Genomic DNA, 19,978 nt, shown 5'->3' on the forward strand with positions numbered 1-19,978 from the left:
TATTACGAAACGAATTAGAACTTATATCCTACGGTCAAGCTATACATATCGCTGCGACCTTCGGAGTATTTCATGGGCATGGAATTATATTGGGTGCTGGCAGTTCCATTTAAATTTCTGCCGAAGATATGAGCATAAGCAATGTCAACACTCCATGTATCGTTGCGGTAGCCAAATCCGATACTGCCGATATGGCGATCGTCCACCGGGACCAGTGTGTCCATGGAATGGCGATTAATCGGAGATTTATCAAATACATATCCGGCGCGCACGGCCCAATTTTGGAGGAACCAATATTCCGTACCAAAATTGAGACGGAATGTGTCTTTATAATTCTTCATATTATGGATAGTCGGCGTGGCTTCCATATCTTTGTATTCGATTAAGATTTGGTCGTAAGAGCTCCAGAAAGTGCCTATGATGCCGGCTTCTAACGTCCAGTTATCCGTCGGGCGGAAGGACAAACCAGCCGTGACACTGTCGGGCAAGGTAATGGCGCCTTTCGCATCTGCATCATAAATGTTGCGTGCTGGATAATTCATGCGGGCATCAATACCACCATTTAAATTTTGTTTTACTTTAGTGCGATACATCGCGCCGAAGGCCCATTTTTCAGCCCACTGCGGACGATAGGTAAAGGAGTAATTTCCCCCCCAACTGATACCGGTACCATGGATTCTGTATTGAGAAGCATCTCCCAATGGCGGAGACAATAAAGAAGATTGTTTAAAATCAATTGTCATAGCTTCTAAGCCCATCGCTACGGAAACTTCATCACTGAGTTTTACTGCAATGGTCGGGGTGAAAGAGAAGGTTTCCAATTCCACTTTATAAGCTAAGGTACTGCCAGTCCAGTTTCGGTGATCTTTATATTCGCCGCCTAATCCATAGCGTGAAAAACCGCCGATACCAAAATAAACTTGGTCGCTCCATTGGTAGGTAGCGTAGAAATTAGGTAATGCCCAAACATCTTTTTTTAAAGAGCGGGCATCACCGTTAACAGTTGCTTTTGCATGAGCCGTTACAACGGTGCCGCCTAATTGTACTTGCGTACCTTCCAACTCTGTAATCAAAGACGGGTTAGTAGCTAAAGAAGCCGGTTCAGCTTCGTTGGCCACAGTGGCGCCTCCCATAGCGACGCCGCGGGCACTGTATTCATACAGCGCAAAGCCGGCACCTTGTGCGGTGACAGCAAACATCACAAATGGCAAAACAACCGCCACTAGTTTTTTAATTGTATTTTTCATAAAGGTTTCCATACATAGAAATCCCTCTTGTTGGGCAAGAGGGATATGAATTATTTGGTTAATTGTGTAATTTTATCTTTGGCAAACACACCAAAATAAGTTTTGGTATAGTCTTCCAAGATTTTTTTGTAAGTGTCCAAGGCGGCAGTTTTGTCGCCGGAGAGTTCTTGACTAATAGCTAAAGTAAGGTAAGCTTGGGGTAAAGCAAAGCTGGTCGGATTATGTGCGATGAACTCTTGTGCCGTTTTGATGGAGGCGGCATAATCTTGCGTGGCTTGTTGGGCCCCTGCCAAAGAAATAGCGGCAACAGTGCGCACGTGCGCATTTTTGGCCGTCATCAATTTTTGGTACATATCCGCTGCTTGTGCATAGTTTTCTTGTGTGAAAAGCACATCTGCCAGCAACAACTGTCCGTAATAAGCCGCATCAGAATTCGGATAAGCGGCCGTCAGAGCTTCTACCGCTTGAGTAGCTTGGGCTTGTCCTTGCGTAAATAGTGCCACTTGGACCGCGTAGTATTGTGCCCAACTGTTTTGACGCACTTTTTCTTGATGGGACGTATACCCAGCGACAGCCGCCAATACGACGGCAATTACTATCACACTTCCCAACACCAGTTTGGCATGGGCTTTGCAATAGTCAATCGTTTTAGAAACGAACAAAGTCAAAGAATCTTGATTATTTTGAGTAGTATTTTTAGCCATATATCTTATTATAGTAAAAAAGTAACGGGGCAGGCCAGTTACTCTAACTCCTTTTCCGTAAGTTGGCGGCACTCAATACCGTTTTTATTTAAGAAAATTAAACCGTCTTGACTGCGGTCGTAAAGCGTTTTGAAGAACACGCGCGTAATACCGGCGGCCACAATCACTTTGGCACAATGAATGCAGGGAGAAAACGTTACATACAAAGTGCTTCCTGTTGTGGAAATGCCGTTTTTGGCCGCGAATAAAATAGCATTCTGTTCGGCGTGTAACTCATTTTCATTGGAGAATTTGCCGTGCTCATCATAGAAGGTGCGGCTGGCATGATAATCTTCAAACGAGGGAAATTCTTGGGAGTATTGGGCTTGGTAAACTTTTGCGAAGTAATCTTCACAATGTTCCTGCCCGGAAGCCGTGCCGTTAAATCCGATGCTGATGACGCGGTTGTCTTTTACTAGTACCGCGCCTACATGCATCCGGCAGCAGGTGGATTGATCAGCCACTAACTCGGCCATTTTAGTAAATAATTTATGTTTATGTTTCATATGCCTCTACCATTTCTTAAAAATTAAAAATACGGCGCACACCAGTAAGCAAAATGCCAGCAAGTGATTCCAGCGGAAGTGTTCATGGAAATATAAGGCCGAGAATATCGCAAATACCGTTAAGGTAATGATTTCTTGTGCTACTTTAAGTTGTGTAACGGTAAAATAAGCGCTACCGAGTCGGTTAGCCGGTATTAACAAACAATACTCAAAGAAGGCAATTCCCCAACTAATTAGTATTACTGCCCACAGAGCAGTCCCTTTGTATTTGAGGTGTCCATACCACGCGGCCGTCATGAATAGATTAGAAACTACTAATAAAGCAAAAGGTTTCCACATATACATATTATATTATAATAAGAGGTTAACTGTGAAATGTTGCAATAAAAGAGCCGTTACACGTGTTGTATAACCAGATGCAAATTGATTCCAATATAGAAAGTAGAATTTATATAATAAAAGAATATGAAAAAAATATCCATTTTAATGAGTAGTTTACTATTAATTTGTGGGCTAAATGCACAAAGTTTGCCTACCATTTCAGACGCGCAAACGGCAGATGAATCGGTGCAAGCGATTCAAGCCTTAGCAGACGAGGCAGGCGAGCTCCCCTCTTTGGACGGTGAGTTGACGGTGCAGGATTGTGTACGTATTGCTTTGGCCAATAGTCCCAAAGCAATTAGTGCTCGCTTGGCGGTACAATCGGCGGCAGTTTCTTTAAGTAATGCTAAAAATGTGCTATTGCCTAAAGTATCGGCGGAGATACAAACGGGTGCCACCAACACGAAAATAGCGGGAGCACCACGCAATAATGACCAACAAGTATCTTCTTCTATTGACGCAAGCCTGAGTATTTCTGGGTTGACCGATATCGGGCGGACGATTCGTACGCAACAATTAGCTTTAGAACAAGCGCAACTGTCCTTGGCTAATACCGAAAATGCCATTGTGGCCAGTGTTAAAAATGCCTATTATGCGTTGTTGGCGGCGCAACGGACAGTGCAAATTCGTACCCAATCGCGTGATTTATACCAAGATCAATATGACCGCACAAAAGCCTTCTATGATCAAGGACTGCGCCCGAAGGTGGATGTTACGACCGCGGAAGTGGATCTAAATAATGCTATTTTAAGTTTGATTCGGGCCACGAATTTAGCAAAAACTAAAAATTCTACGTTGGCCAATGTGATGGGCGTTACGCATGCGGAAGAATTCAAATTAAACGGAGAGATTGAAACCGAAGAATTTACTTATACGTTTGAGCAAGCCTTAACGCAAGCATATGCCCAACGTCCCGATGTACACTCTTCTAAAACGGGCCTGCGTATCCAAGAAATCAAACTCACGCAAGCTAAAGCAGCTTATTGGCCTACTTTTACCATGGGGGCTGTTTTTAGCAAGAGCGGCGATGAATTTAAGTTGGACAATGATCAAACTCGTTTGTTTGCCGGAGTGGAAATTCCTATTTTCAGCGCGTTGAAAGTATATAACGGAGTTAAACAGGCGAAGATTAATTTGGCCTCTGCACAAAACAGTGATCGCAGTTTATCCAACGATGTATATTTGGAAGTACAAAATGCTTTTGTAAAATTAAACGAAGCGGCAGAAAGCATTCCGGTAGCGGTTTCTAATGTGGAAAAAGCAAAGGAAAATATGGAATTGGCTCAAGGCCGTTATAATGAAGGTATCGGCGATATGATTTCTTTGAAAGATGCGCAAGTCGCTTATACTAATGCGGAACTGAGCCTACTTACCGCGCGCTATGATTACGCGGTAGCGTTGGCAGAACTTAAACAAGCAATGGGTGCAAAATAATATGAACATACTAAAAACTTTCTTTTCTAAACTATGGCACATGCCGTGGTGGCTTAAATTAATTATTATCCTGCTCATCGTAGCGGGCGGCTGGTGGTTGCATAAACGTTTCATTCGCAAACCTCCTATGCCTAAATATAAACTGGCCGAGGTGAAAAAAGGCGAAATTAAGGACATTGTCAAAGCGTCCGGTCCTTTGGCTCCGATTAATACAACCGAAGTGGGCGCGCTGGTGTCCGGTGAGATTTTGAAAATCTATGTGGATTACAATTCGAAGGTGAAGAAAGGGGATTTAATGGCCTTGATTGACCCGACCCAAGTGCAGGCGGCTTATGAACAGGCGCAGGCCAGTTTGTCTTCTGCCAAAGAGGAATTGGAATCGGTCAAGATGACCTATAATTTAGCGCAGGCCAACCTTAAACGCTATCAAACTTTGTATAGGAAAAACTATGTGGCTAAGACGGATTTGGAGCAATATGAGCTAGCCTTTGCCAATGCCAAAAGCGGCTTAAATTCGGCTCAGTCTCGTGTCATCCAAGCGCAAGCTAGCTTAGACCGTGCGCAAAAAGATTTGGACAATACCCGCATTATTGCGCCGATTGACGGCACGGTGCTGGGTAAAAAAGTAAGCGAAGGGCAATCCTTAACTTCCGGTTATGCCACGCCGGAAATGTTTACTTTGGCGCAAGATTTGACCAAAATGCAAATTGAAGCCAAAGTGTCTGAAGCCGATGTGGTTAAAATTAAACAAGGACAAGAGGCCGCGTTCACGTTAGACGGATATCCGGACGAGAAATTTAAAGGCACCATCCGCCAAGTGCGCACCAATTATTCTGCGTCTTCTTCCTCTAATTCTTCCAGCAACAGCACCACCACATATATGGTCGTAATCGACGTAGATAATACCGAAGGAAAATTTATGCCCGGGATGACGGCTACTATTACCATTACCGCAGATGACAAAAAAGATGTTTTATTAGTGCCTAATGAAGCGTTACGGTTTTCCCCCTCTTTCAATAAAGAAAAATTTACGACCACCGGTGTGTGGGTGATGCAGCGTGGTGAAAAACCCAAACGCGTGGATGTGTCGATTGGCATTATTGCTGAGAAAGAAACCGAAATTAAATCCGGCGATTTACAAGTAGGACAAAAAGTCATTCTTTCCGAAGATAAAACCGGACAAATGGCAGAAGGTTTTGGCCGCCGCAGAAGATAAGGATTTATCATGAGCTTAATTGAAACAACTGACTTATTCAAAACCTATGTTTTAGGAGATGTGCAAGTGCACGCGCTGCAAGGGGTCAGTGTGTCGATTGAGCGCGGCGAATTTGTGGCGGTTATGGGGCCTTCCGGCAGCGGCAAATCTACTTTTATGAACATTTTGGGCTGCTTGGATAAACCCACCAGCGGCAAATATATCTTAGACGGAATTGATGTGACGGCGACAAATTTGTCTAAACTGGCCGGGGTACGTAACCGCAAAATCGGATTTGTCTTTCAGGGGTTTAATTTAATCAGCCGTACGACGGCCCTTGAAAATGTAGAACTTCCGATGATTTACAATCATACCCCTGCGCATTTGCGCCGGAAAAAGGCCTTAGAATGTTTAGAGGCGGTAGGCCTTGCACAGCGCGCCTATCATATGCCCAATCAACTCTCCGGCGGGCAACAACAGCGCGTAGCGATTGCACGCAGCTTGGTGTGCGACGCACCGATTATTTTTGCCGACGAGCCGACAGGAAACTTAGATACCAAAATGAGTATCGAAGTAATGGAATTATTTACGCGCTTAAATAAAGAGTTGGGCAAAACCATTATTTTGATTACGCACGAGCCGGATATTGCCGAATATGCCGGGCGTTTGATTACTTTCCGTGATGGGAAAAAAGTAAGTGATGAGGTGAAAAAATGATTGATACCTTTGTGTCGGTTTTCCGCATTTCCCTCAAAGCCATTTTTGCCAATAAAATGCGCTCGGCACTGACGAGCTTGGGTATTGTGATTGGGGTAGCCGCGGTGATTACGATGTTAGCGGTGGGCTCGGGCACGCAGCAAAATATGAATGAGCGCTTTGCGCGTTTTGGCACGAACACTTTATATTTAGGAAAACCGTGGAATTTAGATGAAAGTATTTCCTCTCCCAAAGATATTACTATGGATGATGTGCGCGCGGTGCGTGAAGTGGCGGGTGTAAAGGCCGCTTCCCCGTATATTACCGATGGCTTTTCGGTGAAATATGGTTTTACGTCTACTTCGGTGGATGTATTGGCAACCGATACTTCTATTTTCGAAGTGTACGACTGGCAGTTGGCGACGGGGCGCACCTTCACCGAGCAAGAAATAAGTACTTATGCGCAAGTAGCGGTATTGGGCGATACGGTGGCAAAAACGGTTTTTTCCGACATGGATCCTATCGGCAAAACGATTATATTTGATGAAATTCCGTTTACGGTGATTGGGGTGATGAAGAAAAACGGACAAGGCGGTTTTGGCTTTGATATGGATGAAGGAACCTTAATCCCCTATACGACAGGTAGAGTGAAAATGAACACCGGTTGGACTTGGCGCAGTAGTGATCGGCTGGCATTGGATCGCGTGATTATTCGGGTGGAAGATATTAATCAAATTGAAAATGTGAAGGAAGGCATTTCAAATGCCGTGCGCAATACCCATAAAATACATCCGATGGCGCAAGATGATTTTGAAATTACCGATATGGCCTCTTGGGTGGAACAGGCCAAAGCCGCCAGCAAAACAATGAGTATTTTGTTGGCAGTGATTGGAATTGTATCTTTGTTGGTGGGCGGTATTGGGGTCATGAACATTATGCTCGTGTCTGTGACGGAGCGCACGCGCGAAATCGGCATTCGTATGGCTATTGGGGCTACCAGTGCCGATATCCGTTTGCAATTTTTGGCCGAAGCGGTGACCTTGTCTTGCCTAGGTGGACTAATTGGGGTACTGATAGGGGTGGGAGTCAGTCTGTTTATAGCTTCCCATGCCGATAATATCCCCGCTCAACTGAATATTTTTTCTATTATTATTTCGTTTGGCTTTTCTGCCGCAACGGGTATTTTCTTCGGGTTTTACCCCGCCTACAAGGCCTCTAAACTCACGCCTATTGATGCATTAAGGTATGAGTAAGTAAAATTTAGTGCTCATTCTATGGAAGTATATATTCATAGGCGCAACCAGTTCCCTTGTAAGAGCCATTAAAAATTTTTTGGCAATAATCACCTTTATTTTTAGTAAATTTGTAATTTGTGTTGATACAACTAAAATATTCGGAACAAGAAATATTTCCGTTAGCCTCAGACATATTTGGTTTATAAAATGAAACGATTCGAAAGGTGCCCCCTTTATAAGGACCTGTTAAACGTACCATATTAAAAGCTATTGTTTCATGATTTTGATACAATTGAAGTGCCCAGTCTTTATTCGTTTTTTGATCTACAACAACACTAGCAATGATTTCACGTGTGTCTTGTTGTAAAGGAATATCTATATCCAATAAATCAAAACGATTTGCATATTCTCCATTGGCTAAGTAATATCGTTCATTCGCAAGCCATACCTGTCTCAGTAATTGTATGGCTTCTGTAGCTTTTGCCTTTTCTACGGCCTTTTCATATTGCGGCAGGGCAATAGCAGATAAAATACCGATAATCAGTACGACGACCAACAATTCAATGAGTGTAAAAGCTTTTTTTGTCGTCATCCCGGACATGGATCCGGGATCCAGTCTGTTTATGAAGGTATTTTCCTTATTAACGGCCTGGATTGTGGGTCCACGCCCGCAATGACGGCTTTTTTGATTGTTTCTATTTTCTTTTTTCATCATCATTTTCTCGTATTTTTATACTCGGGCTCAAACAAGGCCATAAAAAACGGCTGCCTTATTTGAGCCGATCTGAACAACCCAAATAAAACAGCCGTGGTCTGCCGTTCTTGCGAACGGCAAACACTTGGCACAAAACAAACGGCTCATGACTTCCGTTCATTTTGTGCCTATAACGACTGCTTTTGGATTCAGATCGTGTTTTCAGTTTTCTGAAAACAAGTCCGCATTCTACATGCGGTTCCAAAAACAGATTAAATTGTAATTTGCGCCCTTGTGGGGCGGTTTCATCCTCCCTAAATAGGATAATTTTATTATACTAATTTGTTTTTATTCGTCAATCTTTTTCATTTTTCCCCCTCGTCAATGAGGGGCTTTTTTTGCTATCTTAAAAATAGTTGCAATAAAATTGCCATCTTTTGTGTTATATAGATGTGAGGCGTTTATGAGCCAGCGTAGCGATGATGAATTGGTACAAGGGTGCCAGCAAGGGAAAGAGGAAGATTTTAATGAATTAGTATATCGGTATAAAAACAGTTTATACCAATATATTCTGGCTCTCACACGCGACGAAGGAGCCGCGGGAGATATTTTCCAAGAGGTGTTTTTAAGTTTCTACCGTCGTATTGGAGAATATAAACCGGAAGGAAAATTGAAAAGTTATTTATTCACTTCGGCGCGCAATCGGGTACTTAATTATTTTCGGGATCGGGATAAAGCGATTTCTTTGGATGATACCGATGAGGAAGGAACGCCGTATTTGCACCAAGAAGTAGCCGGAAATGATCTTTCACCGTTGGAGGGATTGGCGCAGGCGGAAGGATTAGAAAAAATTCGTATGGCATCGCTCTTGCTCCCCCCCAAACAACGGGAAGCGGTATATTTGAAACAATTAATGACGTTTCAGGAAATGGCCGAAATGTTACAACGCCCCTTAGGAAGTGTACTGGCGGATTATCATCGGGGCATACGTAAAATGCAAGAAGTATTAAAAGAGGAAAATTTATGAAAAATATATGCGAACAAGCGGCTTTGTATTTTTACGGTGAAATGGACGCACAGCAAGCCGCTCAATTTAAGCAACATCTTGCTAATTGTGAGGCCTGCCGACGGGAAATAGCCTTTTTGCAGGCCACGCAGGAGGCTTTGTTCCCCCCCGCCGCGCCGCAAGCGATTGTAGAGCGGGTTTTGCAAGGGAAAAAAATACCTTTTTGGAAACGTGTGTATAAACTGGCTTTGGGAGGAGCTTTGGTGTTGATACTGGGGGTATATGGATTTTTCCATTTGCCTTTGAATCAGACCGAACAGAACAACACGGACTGGATTGCTTATGTGTCTGTAGAAGCGGATACACAATATCAAAGTTTTGTGACGGATTTTGAAGCATTTGAAAACGATTTTTAGAATAAAACAGGAGGGTTGTATATGATGAAAAAAGTAATAATGTTAGCAGCTGTACTGGCTTTGTGTGCGCCGGTATTTGCGGCTGAAGAGCAGGGAAAAGGAGCACCGCAGAAGGATTTCCACCCGTCTATGCATGCTCAAAAGGGCCCGCATGGTATGAAGGGTGGCTTGCAAAAAGGCATGATGTTTGGAAACAAAGAAAACTTGGAAAAAATGAAAGAAGCTCAAGCCAAACATAAAGCTGATTCGGAGCAATTGGAAAAGTTGGTAAAAGAATATAAAAAGGCAAAAGACGGCAGCAAAAAACAAACCGCTGCCCGTGAAGAAATCGCCAAAAAATTAGGCGAAATGCGTGAGGAACAAATCCAAAATCGCCGTGAAAAAATAGCTGGGTTTGAAAAACGCATTGACGAAATGAAGAGTCGTTTGGCTGAAGAAGAAAAACCGGAAGCTAAAGAAGCTTGGCTCAATGATATGACCGAACAAGTGATTAAAAACGACGGTAAATTTAATCCGGCTTTTCGGGTAGGACCCAAAGGACAGGGCAGAGAAGGTTTCGGCGGACCGAGAGAAGGTGGCCCGCAAGGCCCGGGGTTTGACGGTGAAGTACATCCTTTACCGATGCCGCCGGCTCCTGCAGAAGAAAAATAATAGCAGTAGTTTCTAAAGCATAAAAAACCCGCCCGGTATGGGCGGGTTTTTTTAAGTATGAAATACTTAGTTGCTCAACGCTTCTTTCCAAGCTTGTTTCTCGTCGTTTAATTGAGTCTTAACGGTATTTACTTTTTCTTGGACAGCTTGCTTAGCTAAGTCGGCAGCTGAAACGGACGAAGAGTCTGTATTAGTCGCCGAAGCAGCCGCTTTGGCGTTTTGATAAGCTTGTTTGGCTTCGATTAATTTTTGACGAGTTTCAGCCGATTTTTGTAATGCTTCTTCTAAAGTTAACGGAGTGTTAGCGGAAGAAGTAGCGGTATCTGCAGTGCTGGCACAACCGGCAAAAGCCATGGCGGCCAACAAGGTAAAGAATACAGTTTTTTTCATGTCAACCTCTTTGTGTAGAATATACCTATATTGTAAAAAAAATACTTTTGTTGTGCAATTTTTTCTTTGCAGAGTTGGGGTTTCCCTCCGAAAATGTTATGATAGAAAAAAAGAGACAGGAGTGCATATGAGCATTTTGGCAATAGCAATTTGTTTGGTAATTGGGATCATTATTGGGGCGGCAGTGTTATATATCTATGAAAAACCCCGTCAACAGGCTTTGGAACAGGAAGTGGTTCGGTTGCGTGGTGAAGTGGCTGACATGGCAGACTTGCGCCGCCAACAGGTCGTTTTAACAGCCGATAATGCACGCCTGAAAGAACAAACGCTTTCCCTGGAAAAAGAGCGGGCTCTTATTGAAAAGAATTTTGCGGATTTGTCTGCTACCTATCAGGCCCAGTTTGCCGATTTGGCCGGTAAAATTTTAGAAGAAAAAACAAAAGGACTTGAAAATAAAAATACGGAAGTATTGCGCCCGTTGGCCCTACAACTGGAAGGTTTTGTCAAACGGGTAGCCGATATGGAACGTATGACGGCAGAAAAGCAAGCCCGTTTAGAAAAAGGCCTCTATGATGTGATGAAATCTACCGAGAAAATTGACCAAAGTGCCGTGAGTTTGGCCAATGCCATTAAAGGCGAGTCTATCGTGCGTGGTAGCTGGGGTGAAGAGGCCTTAAAACATATTTTAGATAGTGCCGGCATGAAAGCGGGGGTGGATTATTTTGAACAAGTTTCCGAAGAAGGCAAGCGCGTAGATGTGCAAATTGCTTTGCCCAATGATCGGTGGATTGTGGTAGATTCTAAGACGATTTTTAATCATTATATGCAGTATTATAACGAACAAGATCCGAAACAAAAAGAGGCGTTGTTAGAGGCACATGTTAAAGACGTTAAGAAAACTATTCGGGATTTATCTTCCAAAAAATACTATAAGAAATTTGAACAGACCGGCGACAAGGTACAACCCGATTATACCTTGATGTTTGTATATCCGGAAAGCGCATTGTTGGCGGCGGTATCCCAAGACACGGAAGTGTTGCAAGAGGCATGGAAAAATAATATTGCGCTGGTGTCGGCTACTTCTTTGATGAGTACGTTAAAAATGGTGTCTAAACTGTGGGATATTGATAAGCAGCATGCTTATATGGAAAGCTGGAAAGAAGACATTGTGAAATTTTTAGAAAAATTTAACGACTTCTTAATCAATTTTGCTAAGACGGAAAATGCAGTCTTAAATGCTGCAGAAAGCATCAAAGTAGCCCGCGGCCATGTGGACGGTAATAAAGGGGCACTCTTACCCGTTGTGCAACGCATTGTGGACATGTATGAAGTGCCGGTTAGCAAAGAAAGCGCTCGCCTGCTTAAACGGTTAGACTATGAATATACCGGCAGTAAAAAACGCGGGGCTACTACTAAAAAAGATACAGAAGAAATTACTTCCCAGACGAATTCTTTGCCTTTTGAGCAGGCATAGCAGGCACGGGTGGCAAGTCCGGCAACGTATCTAGGTTTTTAATTTGACAAAAACCGTTCGTGCATCTTGTTTTGACCAAGTGGCTGTTCCACTCTTTATTTAGTTTTTCCAGTTTCCAATCTTCAAACATCATCATATACAAAGTAGCAGTAGGGTCACCCAAAATAGCATTTCGCTCGTTAGCAGGCAAGAGGGTGATATCTTTGGCGGGGATATCTGATTTGAAGTAGGTACGCAAGTACCAAGAAAACAAATCATCATAAGTGTGCTTCGGAAATCCTTCTACTGTAATTGTATATACATTGGGGGATTGAACGCGCATCATATGGGTGGCAAAAAATCTTGCGTTAGAGCCTAAATAGTCAAATCCATAGGGGGCCTGCTTAGCAAAGCACAAAAGATAGCAAATACAATGCAACAGAATAAGTAATATCATCCATCTAAAGCGGGAAAAGACGGGAGTCAGTAATAGAGCAATAGCCAAAAATACAGCCGGTATAAAGGGTATGAAATAACGGAACATTAGTAACAAGATAATACGAAATGCCAGTATATTCACGGTAAATACCAACAGACCGGGAATAAGCAACAGGATGATTTCTTTGGCATAAGGAATCTTGCGATATCTTTCGTAGCTGATTCCTGCACAGAAGACACATAATAGTCCAATGGTCCACTGCCCCCATCGGTTACTACATAGCTCATGCCAAAATTCAGTTGATTTGTAGTCCGCTAAATTCCAAGTGCTGGGAATCTCTTTCGCCCACCAAATATTGGACCACCACTGTCCTGAAAATTTTGCTCTTCCGATATTTTCCCACAAGTTAGGCCACAGCCACGGCAAAAAACAAATAAAGACAAGTAACGGCACATAAATAAACCATCTGATTTCTTGTTTATATTTCAACGCCAGCAGAAATAAAATCACGGAACAGAGTCCGAACAACAAAGCTCCGAAATAATGCGTGTAACACAATAAAACAGACAGACAGGCATACAAGATCCATTGTCGACGGCTAATGGGCGTTTTTTCCCACACAGAGTGGATCATATTCAGATACAGAAAAGTAAATGAAATGGACAACAAGAGTAGTAAACTGTAGGCGCGCATATACGAAGTGTATATAATGAGCGTCTCGTTAAAACCTAGCAATAGGACAAAAATCCAGCGGGCTATAGAACGGTGTTTTTTGTCTAAGAAAGTAGGGAAATAGTGCCACGCCACGAGTAATGCAACGATCCCGAAAAACAAACTGGGCAATCTGCCTATCCATTCCGGTCCATATGGAAAGATATGGTTCCAGATCCATGTGATGAAAGTGTGTAACGGCGGATGTACATCTATCAGTAAATAGTGTTTTAAAATATATCCCCAAGAGAGAGCCGGATTGGCCGACAGAGCGGTATAAATCTCGTCGTAATCAAAACTGCGCGTAATAGCAATAAACCGCAACACAATACTTTCAAAAAAAAGTATTGCGGCCACCAGCGTAATAGGTTTTGAAAAAAATCGGCGCATAGGAAATAAACGTTTTATTTTCAGAATAAAAAGGTCTCTTTATTATATACAATTTCTGCTATTTATGTGAGAGGATCTCAGTAGCATTTTCAAAAAAATAATTAGATTTTGTTCTTCTAATCTTTTTCCCCCGCCTGAAAAATAAAAAATTGCTAATCCGTTTCTTTTTATCTTATTGCCTCGGAACGATAGAAAATCATATCTTACTGATGTTGTTTAACTTATCTTAATCTCGGGGGTAGACTCAATGAAAATCAGGATGACAGAGGTCTTAGCAGGCCTTTTTATTTTGTGCCCGTTGTTTGTTGCGGCACAAAATATGCCCGCCGCTAAACATGAGCGGCGCCAAGCACAACAAATCGTTGTGTTTGAATATGACGAAGAGGAATTGTGGGAAGGAGAAGCAGTTACGCACGAACGTTCCTTGGCGCAAAGCTATCTTCATATGAAGAAATTGCTTAAGGATAAGACCGGTATACAGTTGGGCGCAGATATCAGCTATACCGCCCAGCGCGGGGCACCGGGTGGCAAGCAAACTGCTATCCAAGGGTATTACTATCCATATATGACGTGGGATGTATTCAAAGACACATTCATGGGTAGTGGCCAAATTAACGTTAACTACAATTTTATTCGGTATTGGGGAATGGAGGGCAGCACTTTGCAGAATCGCTTGGGAGTGGCGGCTGCGCCGAACGATTATACCGCCAATCAAGAAATTTTTTCGCAAGCGTCTTTTACACATACGCTGCCCGGAGAAATGGATTGGCTGAGTTGGACGGCGGGACAATTCCCCCTCTACAATTTTGACGGAGCCAATTATTTAGATAACCAACAAACGGGGCTGATTAATTTTGCCATGTCGCAAAATGCTTCTGCCACGTATGCCAATGCCGGCTTTGGTGGATACCTACAAGCTGCTCCGGGGAATTGGACATTTGTTGCGGGTTATCAAGATGCCAGCAACATCAGCGGTCAAACAATACGGTTGCATACGGCTTTTAACGGAAAATATACGTATTTTGGGTATTTGTCTTATGCTCCGGAAATTCACGGACTGGGGCAAGGGCAATACAGCTTTTTGTATTATTATCAACCGTCCGTCAAAGAACAGGAAGGTATTTCCCGTGGATACTCATTTAATATGAACCAAAATTTGAGCGAAAAATGGGTATTGTCCGGCCGGGCCAACTGGTCTGATGGGCACATTGCTCCCATCAAAAATTCCTATGTCTTAGCGGCTACGTGGGTCAATCCGCTTGAGCGCAATGCCAATGATGCCATCACATTGGGCGTGTCATACAATCGCCTAGACCGTAGTCTCTTAGGAGCGGTACCGTCTGTTCGCAAATATGAAAATGCGGTGGAACTGCAATGGGTATGGGGCATTGGCAAACTCATCACGATCACGCCGGATTTACAACTCTATCCGAAAGCGGCCGTGGGAGATGGACATAAATTTGTAACCGTAGCCGGCCTACGCGCTGCGGTCTTGTTGTAAAAAATAACAGGGGGTAATAATCATGGAAGAATTACAATTAGGAACTAGATATCCGACTTTGGCTTTTATTACGGGCGGCGGCGGTTGTGCCGAAGACGGTATCCCGCCTCAACCGTTTGAAACGTTCTGCTATGACTCTGCATTGTTGCAGGCCAAAATTGAGAACTTTAATATCGTGCCGTACACCTCGGTATTGCCCAAAGAACTGTTTGGCAATATTGTGCCGGTCGATAGTGTACTAGACCAATTCAAACACGGTGCGGTATTGGAAACAATTATCGCCGGTAACGGTGCTCGCCAAGAAGAACACAAAGCCATTGCTACCGGTGTGGGCGTGTGCTGGGGTAAGGATAAAAAAGGCAATTTAATTGGCGGCTGGGCGGCAGAATATGTGGAATATTTTGACACGTTTATTGACGACGATATTGCCAAAGGTCATTGTGAAATGTGGCTTAACAAATCACTTAATCACGAATTGGAAATTCGCGGAGTGGCTAAACACAGTGATTTCCAAATCTGGCACAATTACGTCAATATCACCAAGCCCTTCGGTTATTGTTTAACCGCTATGGGTTTCTTGAACTTCAAATTCGCGCCTTTAGCTAAAGCGAAAGACGCTATGCCGTTGGATTAGTATTATCTTGGGGGAGTTATGGCAGAAAATCAAGTTAAAAAACTAGGCGTAATCGGTCTAGCCGCCATTGTGGTTAGCTCTATGGTTGGGGGCGGGGTTTTCTCCCTCCCCCAAAATATGGCCGCCGGAGCCAGTGCAGGGGCGGTGCTGCTGGCGTGGCTGATTACGGGTATCGGGATTTATTTTATCGCCAATACTTTTAGTATTTTGTCGCGCGTAAAGCCGGACTTGACCGCCGGTATTTATATGTATGCGCGCGACGGGTTTGGCCCGTATGCCGGTTTTACCATTGGGTGGGGCTATTGGCTATGCCAAATCTTTGGCAATGTGGGTTATGCGGTTATTACAATGGACGCGCTCAATTACTTTTTCCCCCCTTATTTTCAGGGCGGAAATAATTTGTGGTCCATTGTGGGTGGTTCGGTGCTGATTTGGTTTTTCAATTTTGTCGTTTTGCGCGGCGTGCGTCAAGCGGCGATTATGAATTTGATTGGTACGATTGGAAAACTGGTGCCGCTACTTTTATTTATCCTAATTTTGCTGTTTAGTTTTCACTTGGATAAATTTGATTTTAACTTCTGGGGCAAACTGGCCGAGGACGGCAAAACACTAGGCGGATTGGGAGCGCAACTCAAAAGCACCATGCTCGTGACCTTATGGGCCTTTATCGGTATTGAAGGCGCGGTGGTCATGTCTAACCGTGCCAAAAGTCAAGCGGCCGTCAGCCGGGCTACGTTTCTTGGATTTTTGGGTTGTTTAGTGATTTATATCGGGCTTTCTGTGTTGCCGTTTGGATTTTTGACACAAGCCGAAATCGCCGCGGTGGCCAATCCTTCTACCGCCGGAGTTTTGGAAAAAGTAGTCGGTCCGTGGGGCGCGTGGCTGATGAATATCGGACTATTAATTGCGGTATTATCCTCGTGGCTGGCGTGGACGATGATTACAGCCGAAATTCCGCAGGCCGCGGCACAAAACGGCACGTTTCCCAGACAGTTTGCCAAAGAAAATGAGAACGGGGCCCCGAGTGTGTCTTTGTGGGTAACCAGTATTTTAATGCAACTGGCCATTTTACTTGTGTATTTCTCCAACGATGCGTGGAACACTATGCTCTCTATCACGGGTGTAATGGTACTTCCGGCGTATATTTTCAGCACCGCTTATTTATGGAAACTGGTGGAGGACGGAGAGTATGCGCGCGTGAGCAAAACCGGTCGAGCAGGGGCGCTGTTTACCGCCACAGCGGGCACTTTGTACGGTTTGTGGCTGGTGTATGCGGCGGGCGTGAAATATCTGTTCCTAGCGGTTATTTTCCTAGCGGCCGGAGTGCCGGTGTTTATATGGGCGCGCAAACAACAAAACGACGGAAAGCGTATTTTTGCCGGAAAAGGCGAAAAATGTTTTATGGGACTTTTGGTGTTATTTGCACTGGTGGCGATATATGTATTTAGCCGCGGTCTTGTGAAGATATAAGCCTAAATCCATGGGGAATAAAGTAGTACGACACAGCCCGGTCATTTGACCGGGCTGTTTGTGAAAAAAGAGCAAAAATTATAGGTCATTATCTACATATTCCCAACCTAGCGCTTCATATTGCTTACAAATCTTACGGCCTAAATCGTTGGTCTCTGTAATACAAGCATTATACCAACCATCTACTGCTGAATCATCATTGTAGATTTTCTCTTGAGTGCTACGTAGGGCATACAGATCTCCTTGAGCTCCTGTTCTATAAATTTCAATATATCCACCAGAACTAGTAATACCTGCACCATACTGAAAATATTTTGTAAAGCAACTATTAGCATCCCACTCGCAGGGTAATTCCACATTTGCAAACTCTTCATATCCTATTCTATCACTTGGCAATCCGTTTTCCATAATATACACTTGCATTTGTCGTTTCATGGTTGCAATATTAGTCATGGCTTCGGCGGCGCGGGATTTTTCCACTGCAATCGTATATTGCGGCAAGGCAATGGCCGACAAAATGCCTATAATCAATACGACCACTAATAATTCAATCAGGGTAAAACCTCTTTTATGTTTCATACAAGCTCCTTTTTGTTTTTGGAACAGACATAAAAAACGGCCGCTACGCTTGAGCCTATCTAGGTAACCCAATACATAACAGCCGTGGTCTGCCACTCTTGCGAGTGGCAAACACTCGGCACTAAACAGCCGGGTAATTAGTCCGTCCATTTAGTGCCTAAAACGACTGTTCTTGGACCTAGATAGTGCCTTGTCTGTACAAAGCTCTCCGTGTTCTGCACACGGTTCCAAAAACAGAATAAATTGTAAGCAGGGGATTGGCCTGCGGTACTACCTTGATAGTATAGCTTATTTTTGCTTTTATGCAAACAGAAATTTTTTTATATAATAACTGCTATGGAAAAAGACGAAAAAGATACTTTTCTCCCCCCTTTTTACCGTGCGCTGAAAAACTACGCCAAGGGAAAACCCGCGCTGTGGAGTACGCCCGGCCACGCCAGCGGAAACGGCTTGAAATCCTGCCCGGCCGGGAAGGATTTTTATGAGTTTTTCGGACATAATTTATTTCAAACCGATATGTCTAGCAGTGTTGAGGAACTGGGCTCGCTGTTAGAGCATGAAGGCGCTCCGGCCGAAGCGGAAAAACGCGCCGCCGAAGCATTCGGGGCCGATACCACGTTTTTTGTGCTAAACGGTACGTCCACCGCTAATAAAGTGGTCTTTTTTGCCACGGTTAAACCCGGCGATTTGGTGCTAGTGGGGCGCAATTGCCATAAATCTATCATCCATGCCATTATCATGAACGAGGCCATTCCCGTTTATTTAACTCCTAAGCCGTGTTCGTATGGAATGATTGGCCCGATTGATTTTAGTCAATTAACCAAAGAAAGCATCCGCGCCAAAATTGCCGCTAGTAAATTAACCACTAACCCCAAAGCGGCCAAAGTGCAATTAACCGTGATTACCAACTCCACCTACGACGGCGTGATTTATCACGCGGGAAAAGTTAAAACACAACTGGCCGACTTGACTCATTTTTTACTTTTTGATGAGGCCTGGTACGCGTATGCGGCATTTCACCCGTTTTATGAACACCGTTACGCAATGGCCCCGCGCGCCCGTCGGCGTATGCAGATGCCGGCTTTGTTTGCCACGCAGTCCACGCATAAACTGCTCTTGGCGTTTTCGCAATGCTCTATGCTTCATTTCCGGCAGGGTTCCGGCCCGCAAGAGTTGGACCCGCAAGGCCTCGTAGAAGCCAATTTGATGCATGCCAGCACGTCGCCTTTTTATCCGCTGTTTGCCTCGTTAGACGTTAATACGCAAATCATGAAAGACAGCGGCTATGACCTCATCAACAAAGCACTGGATATTGCGTTGCGTTTTAGAGCAGCTGTCCGCCGTGCCGGAGCGCGTTTTGCCAAGAGAGGTGACTGGTGGTTTACCCCATGGCAACCGGTGGGTAAACGACTGGAAAAAGATCCGGCGCATTGGGCCTTAAAACCCAACGATAAATGGACCGGGATGCAGATTAAGCCAGAGGATGATTATATTTTAGATCCCTTAAAAGTAACCTTATTAACGCCCGGAGTGTGCGCCGACGGAACCATGGAAAATTTCGGCATTCCGGCGGTGGTAGTCAAAAAATATATGGCCGCGCGCGGTGTGGTGGCTGAGAAAAACGGATTTTATAATTTGCTTTTCTTGTTTGCGCCCGGCGTGAGTACCACCCGCACCGCACAACTACTGCGCGTACTACACGATTTCAAATTAGAATATGCCGATAATACGCCCGTTTCCCAATGGTTTCCGACGATTTATCAGGCACATCCGTCTCATTATCAAGGAATGGGCCTGGCTGATTTATGTCGGAAAATGCATGCATTTTTGAAGGAGTATGATATCATGCGCCGTAGCCAGGATTTGTACACACATCTGCCCGAACAGGCACTTGCTCCGCATAAAGCGTATTACGGTTTGGCTTCGGGCCGCACGGAATATGTACCTTTAGAAGAAGCGGCCGGACGTGTGAGCGTATTTGCTATTCTGCCTTATCCCCCCGGCGTGCCGGTAATTATGCCCGGAGAGCGATTTGGGGCAACAGATAGTCCGGTGATGGATTATTTGCGTATCAATGAAGAGTTTGACAATCGTTTCCCAGGGTTTGAAACGGAGTTCCACGGCGTTAAAAAAATGTGGGAAAATGGTCGTCTGCGCTACTATGTGTGCGTGCTCAATAAAACTAAAAAAGGCGGCAAGGTGTAAAA

Annotated in this window: 19 protein-coding genes and 1 pseudogene; 12 read left to right on the forward strand and 8 right to left on the reverse strand. The window is 44.1% G+C overall.

Going from position 1 to position 19,978, the window contains the following annotated elements:
- Window positions 1–14 precede the first annotated feature (14 nt).
- Genes IKN49_05195 through IKN49_05210 form a run of 4 tightly spaced genes read right to left on the reverse strand, consistent with a single transcriptional unit; the run spans window position 15 to window position 2,835 of the window.
- Entirely contained in the window at window positions 15–1,247 is a 1,233-nt protein-coding gene (locus tag IKN49_05195) for an outer membrane protein transport protein (GenBank protein MBR3632432.1), read from the reverse strand.
- A 50-nt stretch (window positions 1,248–1,297) separates the two neighbouring features.
- Entirely contained in the window at window positions 1,298–1,951 is a 654-nt protein-coding gene (locus IKN49_05200) for a tetratricopeptide repeat protein (GenBank protein ID MBR3632433.1), read from the reverse strand.
- A 38-nt stretch (window positions 1,952–1,989) separates the two neighbouring features.
- Window positions 1,990–2,496: a hypothetical protein gene (locus IKN49_05205; GenBank protein ID MBR3632434.1), complete on the reverse strand. Its 507-nt coding sequence runs from the start codon at window positions 2,494–2,496 to the stop codon at window positions 1,990–1,992.
- Window positions 2,497–2,502: 6 nt separating this feature from the next.
- Window positions 2,503–2,835, reverse strand: a complete 333-nt coding sequence (locus tag IKN49_05210; protein MBR3632435.1) for a DMT family protein — start codon at window positions 2,833–2,835, stop codon at window positions 2,503–2,505.
- A 126-nt stretch (window positions 2,836–2,961) separates the two neighbouring features.
- Between IKN49_05210 and IKN49_05215 the strand changes: the two genes are divergently transcribed.
- From IKN49_05215 to IKN49_05230, 4 genes are read left to right on the forward strand one after another with little or no spacing between them, the layout of a single operon-like run.
- Entirely contained in the window at window positions 2,962–4,311 is a 1,350-nt protein-coding gene (locus IKN49_05215; GenBank protein MBR3632436.1) for a TolC family protein, read from the forward strand.
- 1 nt (window position 4,312) lies between these two features.
- Window positions 4,313–5,527, forward strand: coding sequence for an efflux RND transporter periplasmic adaptor subunit (locus IKN49_05220; protein MBR3632437.1), 1,215 nt, complete (start codon window positions 4,313–4,315; stop codon window positions 5,525–5,527).
- Window positions 5,528–5,536: 9 nt separating this feature from the next.
- The gene (locus IKN49_05225) at window positions 5,537–6,223 is read left to right on the forward strand and encodes an ABC transporter ATP-binding protein (GenBank protein MBR3632438.1); all 687 of its coding nucleotides are present in this window, start codon (window positions 5,537–5,539) and stop codon (window positions 6,221–6,223) included.
- Complete coding sequence (locus IKN49_05230) at window positions 6,220–7,455, forward strand: ABC transporter permease (protein ID MBR3632439.1); 1,236 nt, start codon at window positions 6,220–6,222, stop codon at window positions 7,453–7,455. Before IKN49_05225 ends, IKN49_05230 begins: the two co-directional genes overlap by 4 nt.
- 19 nt (window positions 7,456–7,474) lie before the next feature.
- Here the strand turns inward: IKN49_05230 and IKN49_05235 are convergent, their stop codons facing one another.
- Complete coding sequence (locus IKN49_05235; GenBank protein MBR3632440.1) at window positions 7,475–8,029, reverse strand: prepilin-type N-terminal cleavage/methylation domain-containing protein; 555 nt, start codon at window positions 8,027–8,029, stop codon at window positions 7,475–7,477.
- Between the two features lie 565 nt (window positions 8,030–8,594).
- Between IKN49_05235 and IKN49_05240 the strand changes: the two genes are divergently transcribed.
- Genes IKN49_05240 through IKN49_05250 form a run of 3 tightly spaced genes read left to right on the forward strand, consistent with a single transcriptional unit; the run spans window position 8,595 to window position 10,204 of the window.
- Window positions 8,595–9,158, forward strand: a complete 564-nt coding sequence (locus IKN49_05240) for an RNA polymerase sigma factor (GenBank protein ID MBR3632441.1) — start codon at window positions 8,595–8,597, stop codon at window positions 9,156–9,158.
- Window positions 9,155–9,553, forward strand: coding sequence for a zf-HC2 domain-containing protein (locus tag IKN49_05245; GenBank protein MBR3632442.1), 399 nt, complete (start codon window positions 9,155–9,157; stop codon window positions 9,551–9,553). Before IKN49_05240 ends, IKN49_05245 begins: the two co-directional genes overlap by 4 nt.
- A 21-nt stretch (window positions 9,554–9,574) precedes the next feature.
- Window positions 9,575–10,204 carry a hypothetical protein gene (locus tag IKN49_05250; GenBank protein MBR3632443.1) on the forward strand — a complete coding sequence of 210 codons (630 nt, stop codon included), beginning with the start codon at window positions 9,575–9,577 and terminating at the stop codon, window positions 10,202–10,204.
- Between the two features lie 66 nt (window positions 10,205–10,270).
- On the opposite strand, the gene IKN49_05255 is transcribed toward IKN49_05250, so the two are convergent.
- Entirely contained in the window at window positions 10,271–10,594 is a 324-nt protein-coding gene (locus IKN49_05255; GenBank protein MBR3632444.1) for a hypothetical protein, read from the reverse strand.
- A gap of 127 nt (window positions 10,595–10,721) precedes the next feature.
- Here IKN49_05255 and rmuC point away from each other — a divergent pair, with 127 nt between their 5' ends.
- Window positions 10,722–12,068 carry a DNA recombination protein RmuC gene (rmuC, locus tag IKN49_05260; GenBank protein ID MBR3632445.1) on the forward strand — a complete coding sequence of 449 codons (1,347 nt, stop codon included), beginning with the start codon at window positions 10,722–10,724 and terminating at the stop codon, window positions 12,066–12,068.
- On the opposite strand, the gene IKN49_05265 is transcribed toward rmuC, so the two are convergent.
- Window positions 12,028–13,524, reverse strand: a complete 1,497-nt coding sequence (locus tag IKN49_05265) for a hypothetical protein (GenBank protein MBR3632446.1) — start codon at window positions 13,522–13,524, stop codon at window positions 12,028–12,030. The two genes, rmuC and IKN49_05265, sit on opposite strands and share 41 nt — an antisense overlap.
- Before the next feature lie 310 nt (window positions 13,525–13,834).
- Here IKN49_05265 and IKN49_05270 point away from each other — a divergent pair, with 310 nt between their 5' ends.
- From IKN49_05270 to IKN49_05280, 3 genes are read left to right on the forward strand one after another with little or no spacing between them, the layout of a single operon-like run.
- A complete protein-coding gene (locus tag IKN49_05270; GenBank protein MBR3632447.1) occupies window positions 13,835–15,088 on the forward strand; it encodes a hypothetical protein in 1,254 nt (417 codons plus the stop codon).
- Window positions 15,089–15,110: 22 nt separating this feature from the next.
- Window positions 15,111–15,722, forward strand: coding sequence for a pyruvoyl-dependent arginine decarboxylase (locus tag IKN49_05275; protein MBR3632448.1), 612 nt, complete (start codon window positions 15,111–15,113; stop codon window positions 15,720–15,722).
- An 18-nt stretch (window positions 15,723–15,740) separates the two neighbouring features.
- The gene (locus tag IKN49_05280) at window positions 15,741–17,192 is read left to right on the forward strand and encodes an amino acid permease (protein MBR3632449.1); all 1,452 of its coding nucleotides are present in this window, start codon (window positions 15,741–15,743) and stop codon (window positions 17,190–17,192) included.
- Window positions 17,193–17,681: 489 nt separating this feature from the next.
- Here the strand turns inward: IKN49_05280 and IKN49_05285 are convergent.
- Window positions 17,682–17,771: pseudogene (locus tag IKN49_05285) on the reverse strand (prepilin-type N-terminal cleavage/methylation domain-containing protein).
- A gap of 336 nt (window positions 17,772–18,107) precedes the next feature.
- Here IKN49_05285 and IKN49_05290 point away from each other — a divergent pair.
- Complete coding sequence (locus IKN49_05290) at window positions 18,108–19,976, forward strand: hypothetical protein (protein ID MBR3632450.1); 1,869 nt, start codon at window positions 18,108–18,110, stop codon at window positions 19,974–19,976.
- Window positions 19,977–19,978 lie beyond the last annotated feature (2 nt).

It is taken from the genome of Elusimicrobiaceae bacterium (genome assembly GCA_017528825.1).
Lineage (GTDB): Bacteria > Elusimicrobiota > Elusimicrobia > Elusimicrobiales > Elusimicrobiaceae > Avelusimicrobium.

Excerpts from the sequence above, each read along its gene's own strand:
- IKN49_05195 (MBR3632432.1), bottom strand. The coding sequence starts at position 1,247 with ATGAAAAATACAATTAAAAAACTAGTGGCGGTTGTTTTGCCATTTGTG.
- IKN49_05200 (MBR3632433.1), bottom strand. The coding sequence starts at position 1,951 with ATGGCTAAAAATACTACTCAAAATAATCAAGATTCTTTGACTTTGTTC.
- IKN49_05205 (MBR3632434.1), bottom strand. The coding sequence starts at position 2,496 with ATGAAACATAAACATAAATTATTTACTAAAATGGCCGAGTTAGTGGCT.
- IKN49_05210 (MBR3632435.1), bottom strand. The coding sequence starts at position 2,835 with ATGTGGAAACCTTTTGCTTTATTAGTAGTTTCTAATCTATTCATGACG.
- IKN49_05215 (MBR3632436.1), top strand. The coding sequence starts at position 2,962 with ATGAAAAAAATATCCATTTTAATGAGTAGTTTACTATTAATTTGTGGG.
- IKN49_05220 (MBR3632437.1), top strand. The coding sequence starts at position 4,313 with ATGAACATACTAAAAACTTTCTTTTCTAAACTATGGCACATGCCGTGG.
- IKN49_05225 (MBR3632438.1), top strand. The coding sequence starts at position 5,537 with ATGAGCTTAATTGAAACAACTGACTTATTCAAAACCTATGTTTTAGGA.
- IKN49_05230 (MBR3632439.1), top strand. The coding sequence starts at position 6,220 with ATGATTGATACCTTTGTGTCGGTTTTCCGCATTTCCCTCAAAGCCATT.
- IKN49_05235 (MBR3632440.1), bottom strand. The coding sequence starts at position 8,029 with ATGACGACAAAAAAAGCTTTTACACTCATTGAATTGTTGGTCGTCGTA.
- IKN49_05240 (MBR3632441.1), top strand. The coding sequence starts at position 8,595 with ATGAGCCAGCGTAGCGATGATGAATTGGTACAAGGGTGCCAGCAAGGG.
- IKN49_05245 (MBR3632442.1), top strand. The coding sequence starts at position 9,155 with ATGAAAAATATATGCGAACAAGCGGCTTTGTATTTTTACGGTGAAATG.
- IKN49_05250 (MBR3632443.1), top strand. The coding sequence starts at position 9,575 with ATGATGAAAAAAGTAATAATGTTAGCAGCTGTACTGGCTTTGTGTGCG.
- IKN49_05255 (MBR3632444.1), bottom strand. The coding sequence starts at position 10,594 with ATGAAAAAAACTGTATTCTTTACCTTGTTGGCCGCCATGGCTTTTGCC.
- rmuC (MBR3632445.1), top strand. The coding sequence starts at position 10,722 with ATGAGCATTTTGGCAATAGCAATTTGTTTGGTAATTGGGATCATTATT.
- IKN49_05270 (MBR3632447.1), top strand. The coding sequence starts at position 13,835 with ATGAAAATCAGGATGACAGAGGTCTTAGCAGGCCTTTTTATTTTGTGC.
- IKN49_05275 (MBR3632448.1), top strand. The coding sequence starts at position 15,111 with ATGGAAGAATTACAATTAGGAACTAGATATCCGACTTTGGCTTTTATT.
- IKN49_05280 (MBR3632449.1), top strand. The coding sequence starts at position 15,741 with ATGGCAGAAAATCAAGTTAAAAAACTAGGCGTAATCGGTCTAGCCGCC.
- IKN49_05290 (MBR3632450.1), top strand. The coding sequence starts at position 18,108 with ATGGAAAAAGACGAAAAAGATACTTTTCTCCCCCCTTTTTACCGTGCG.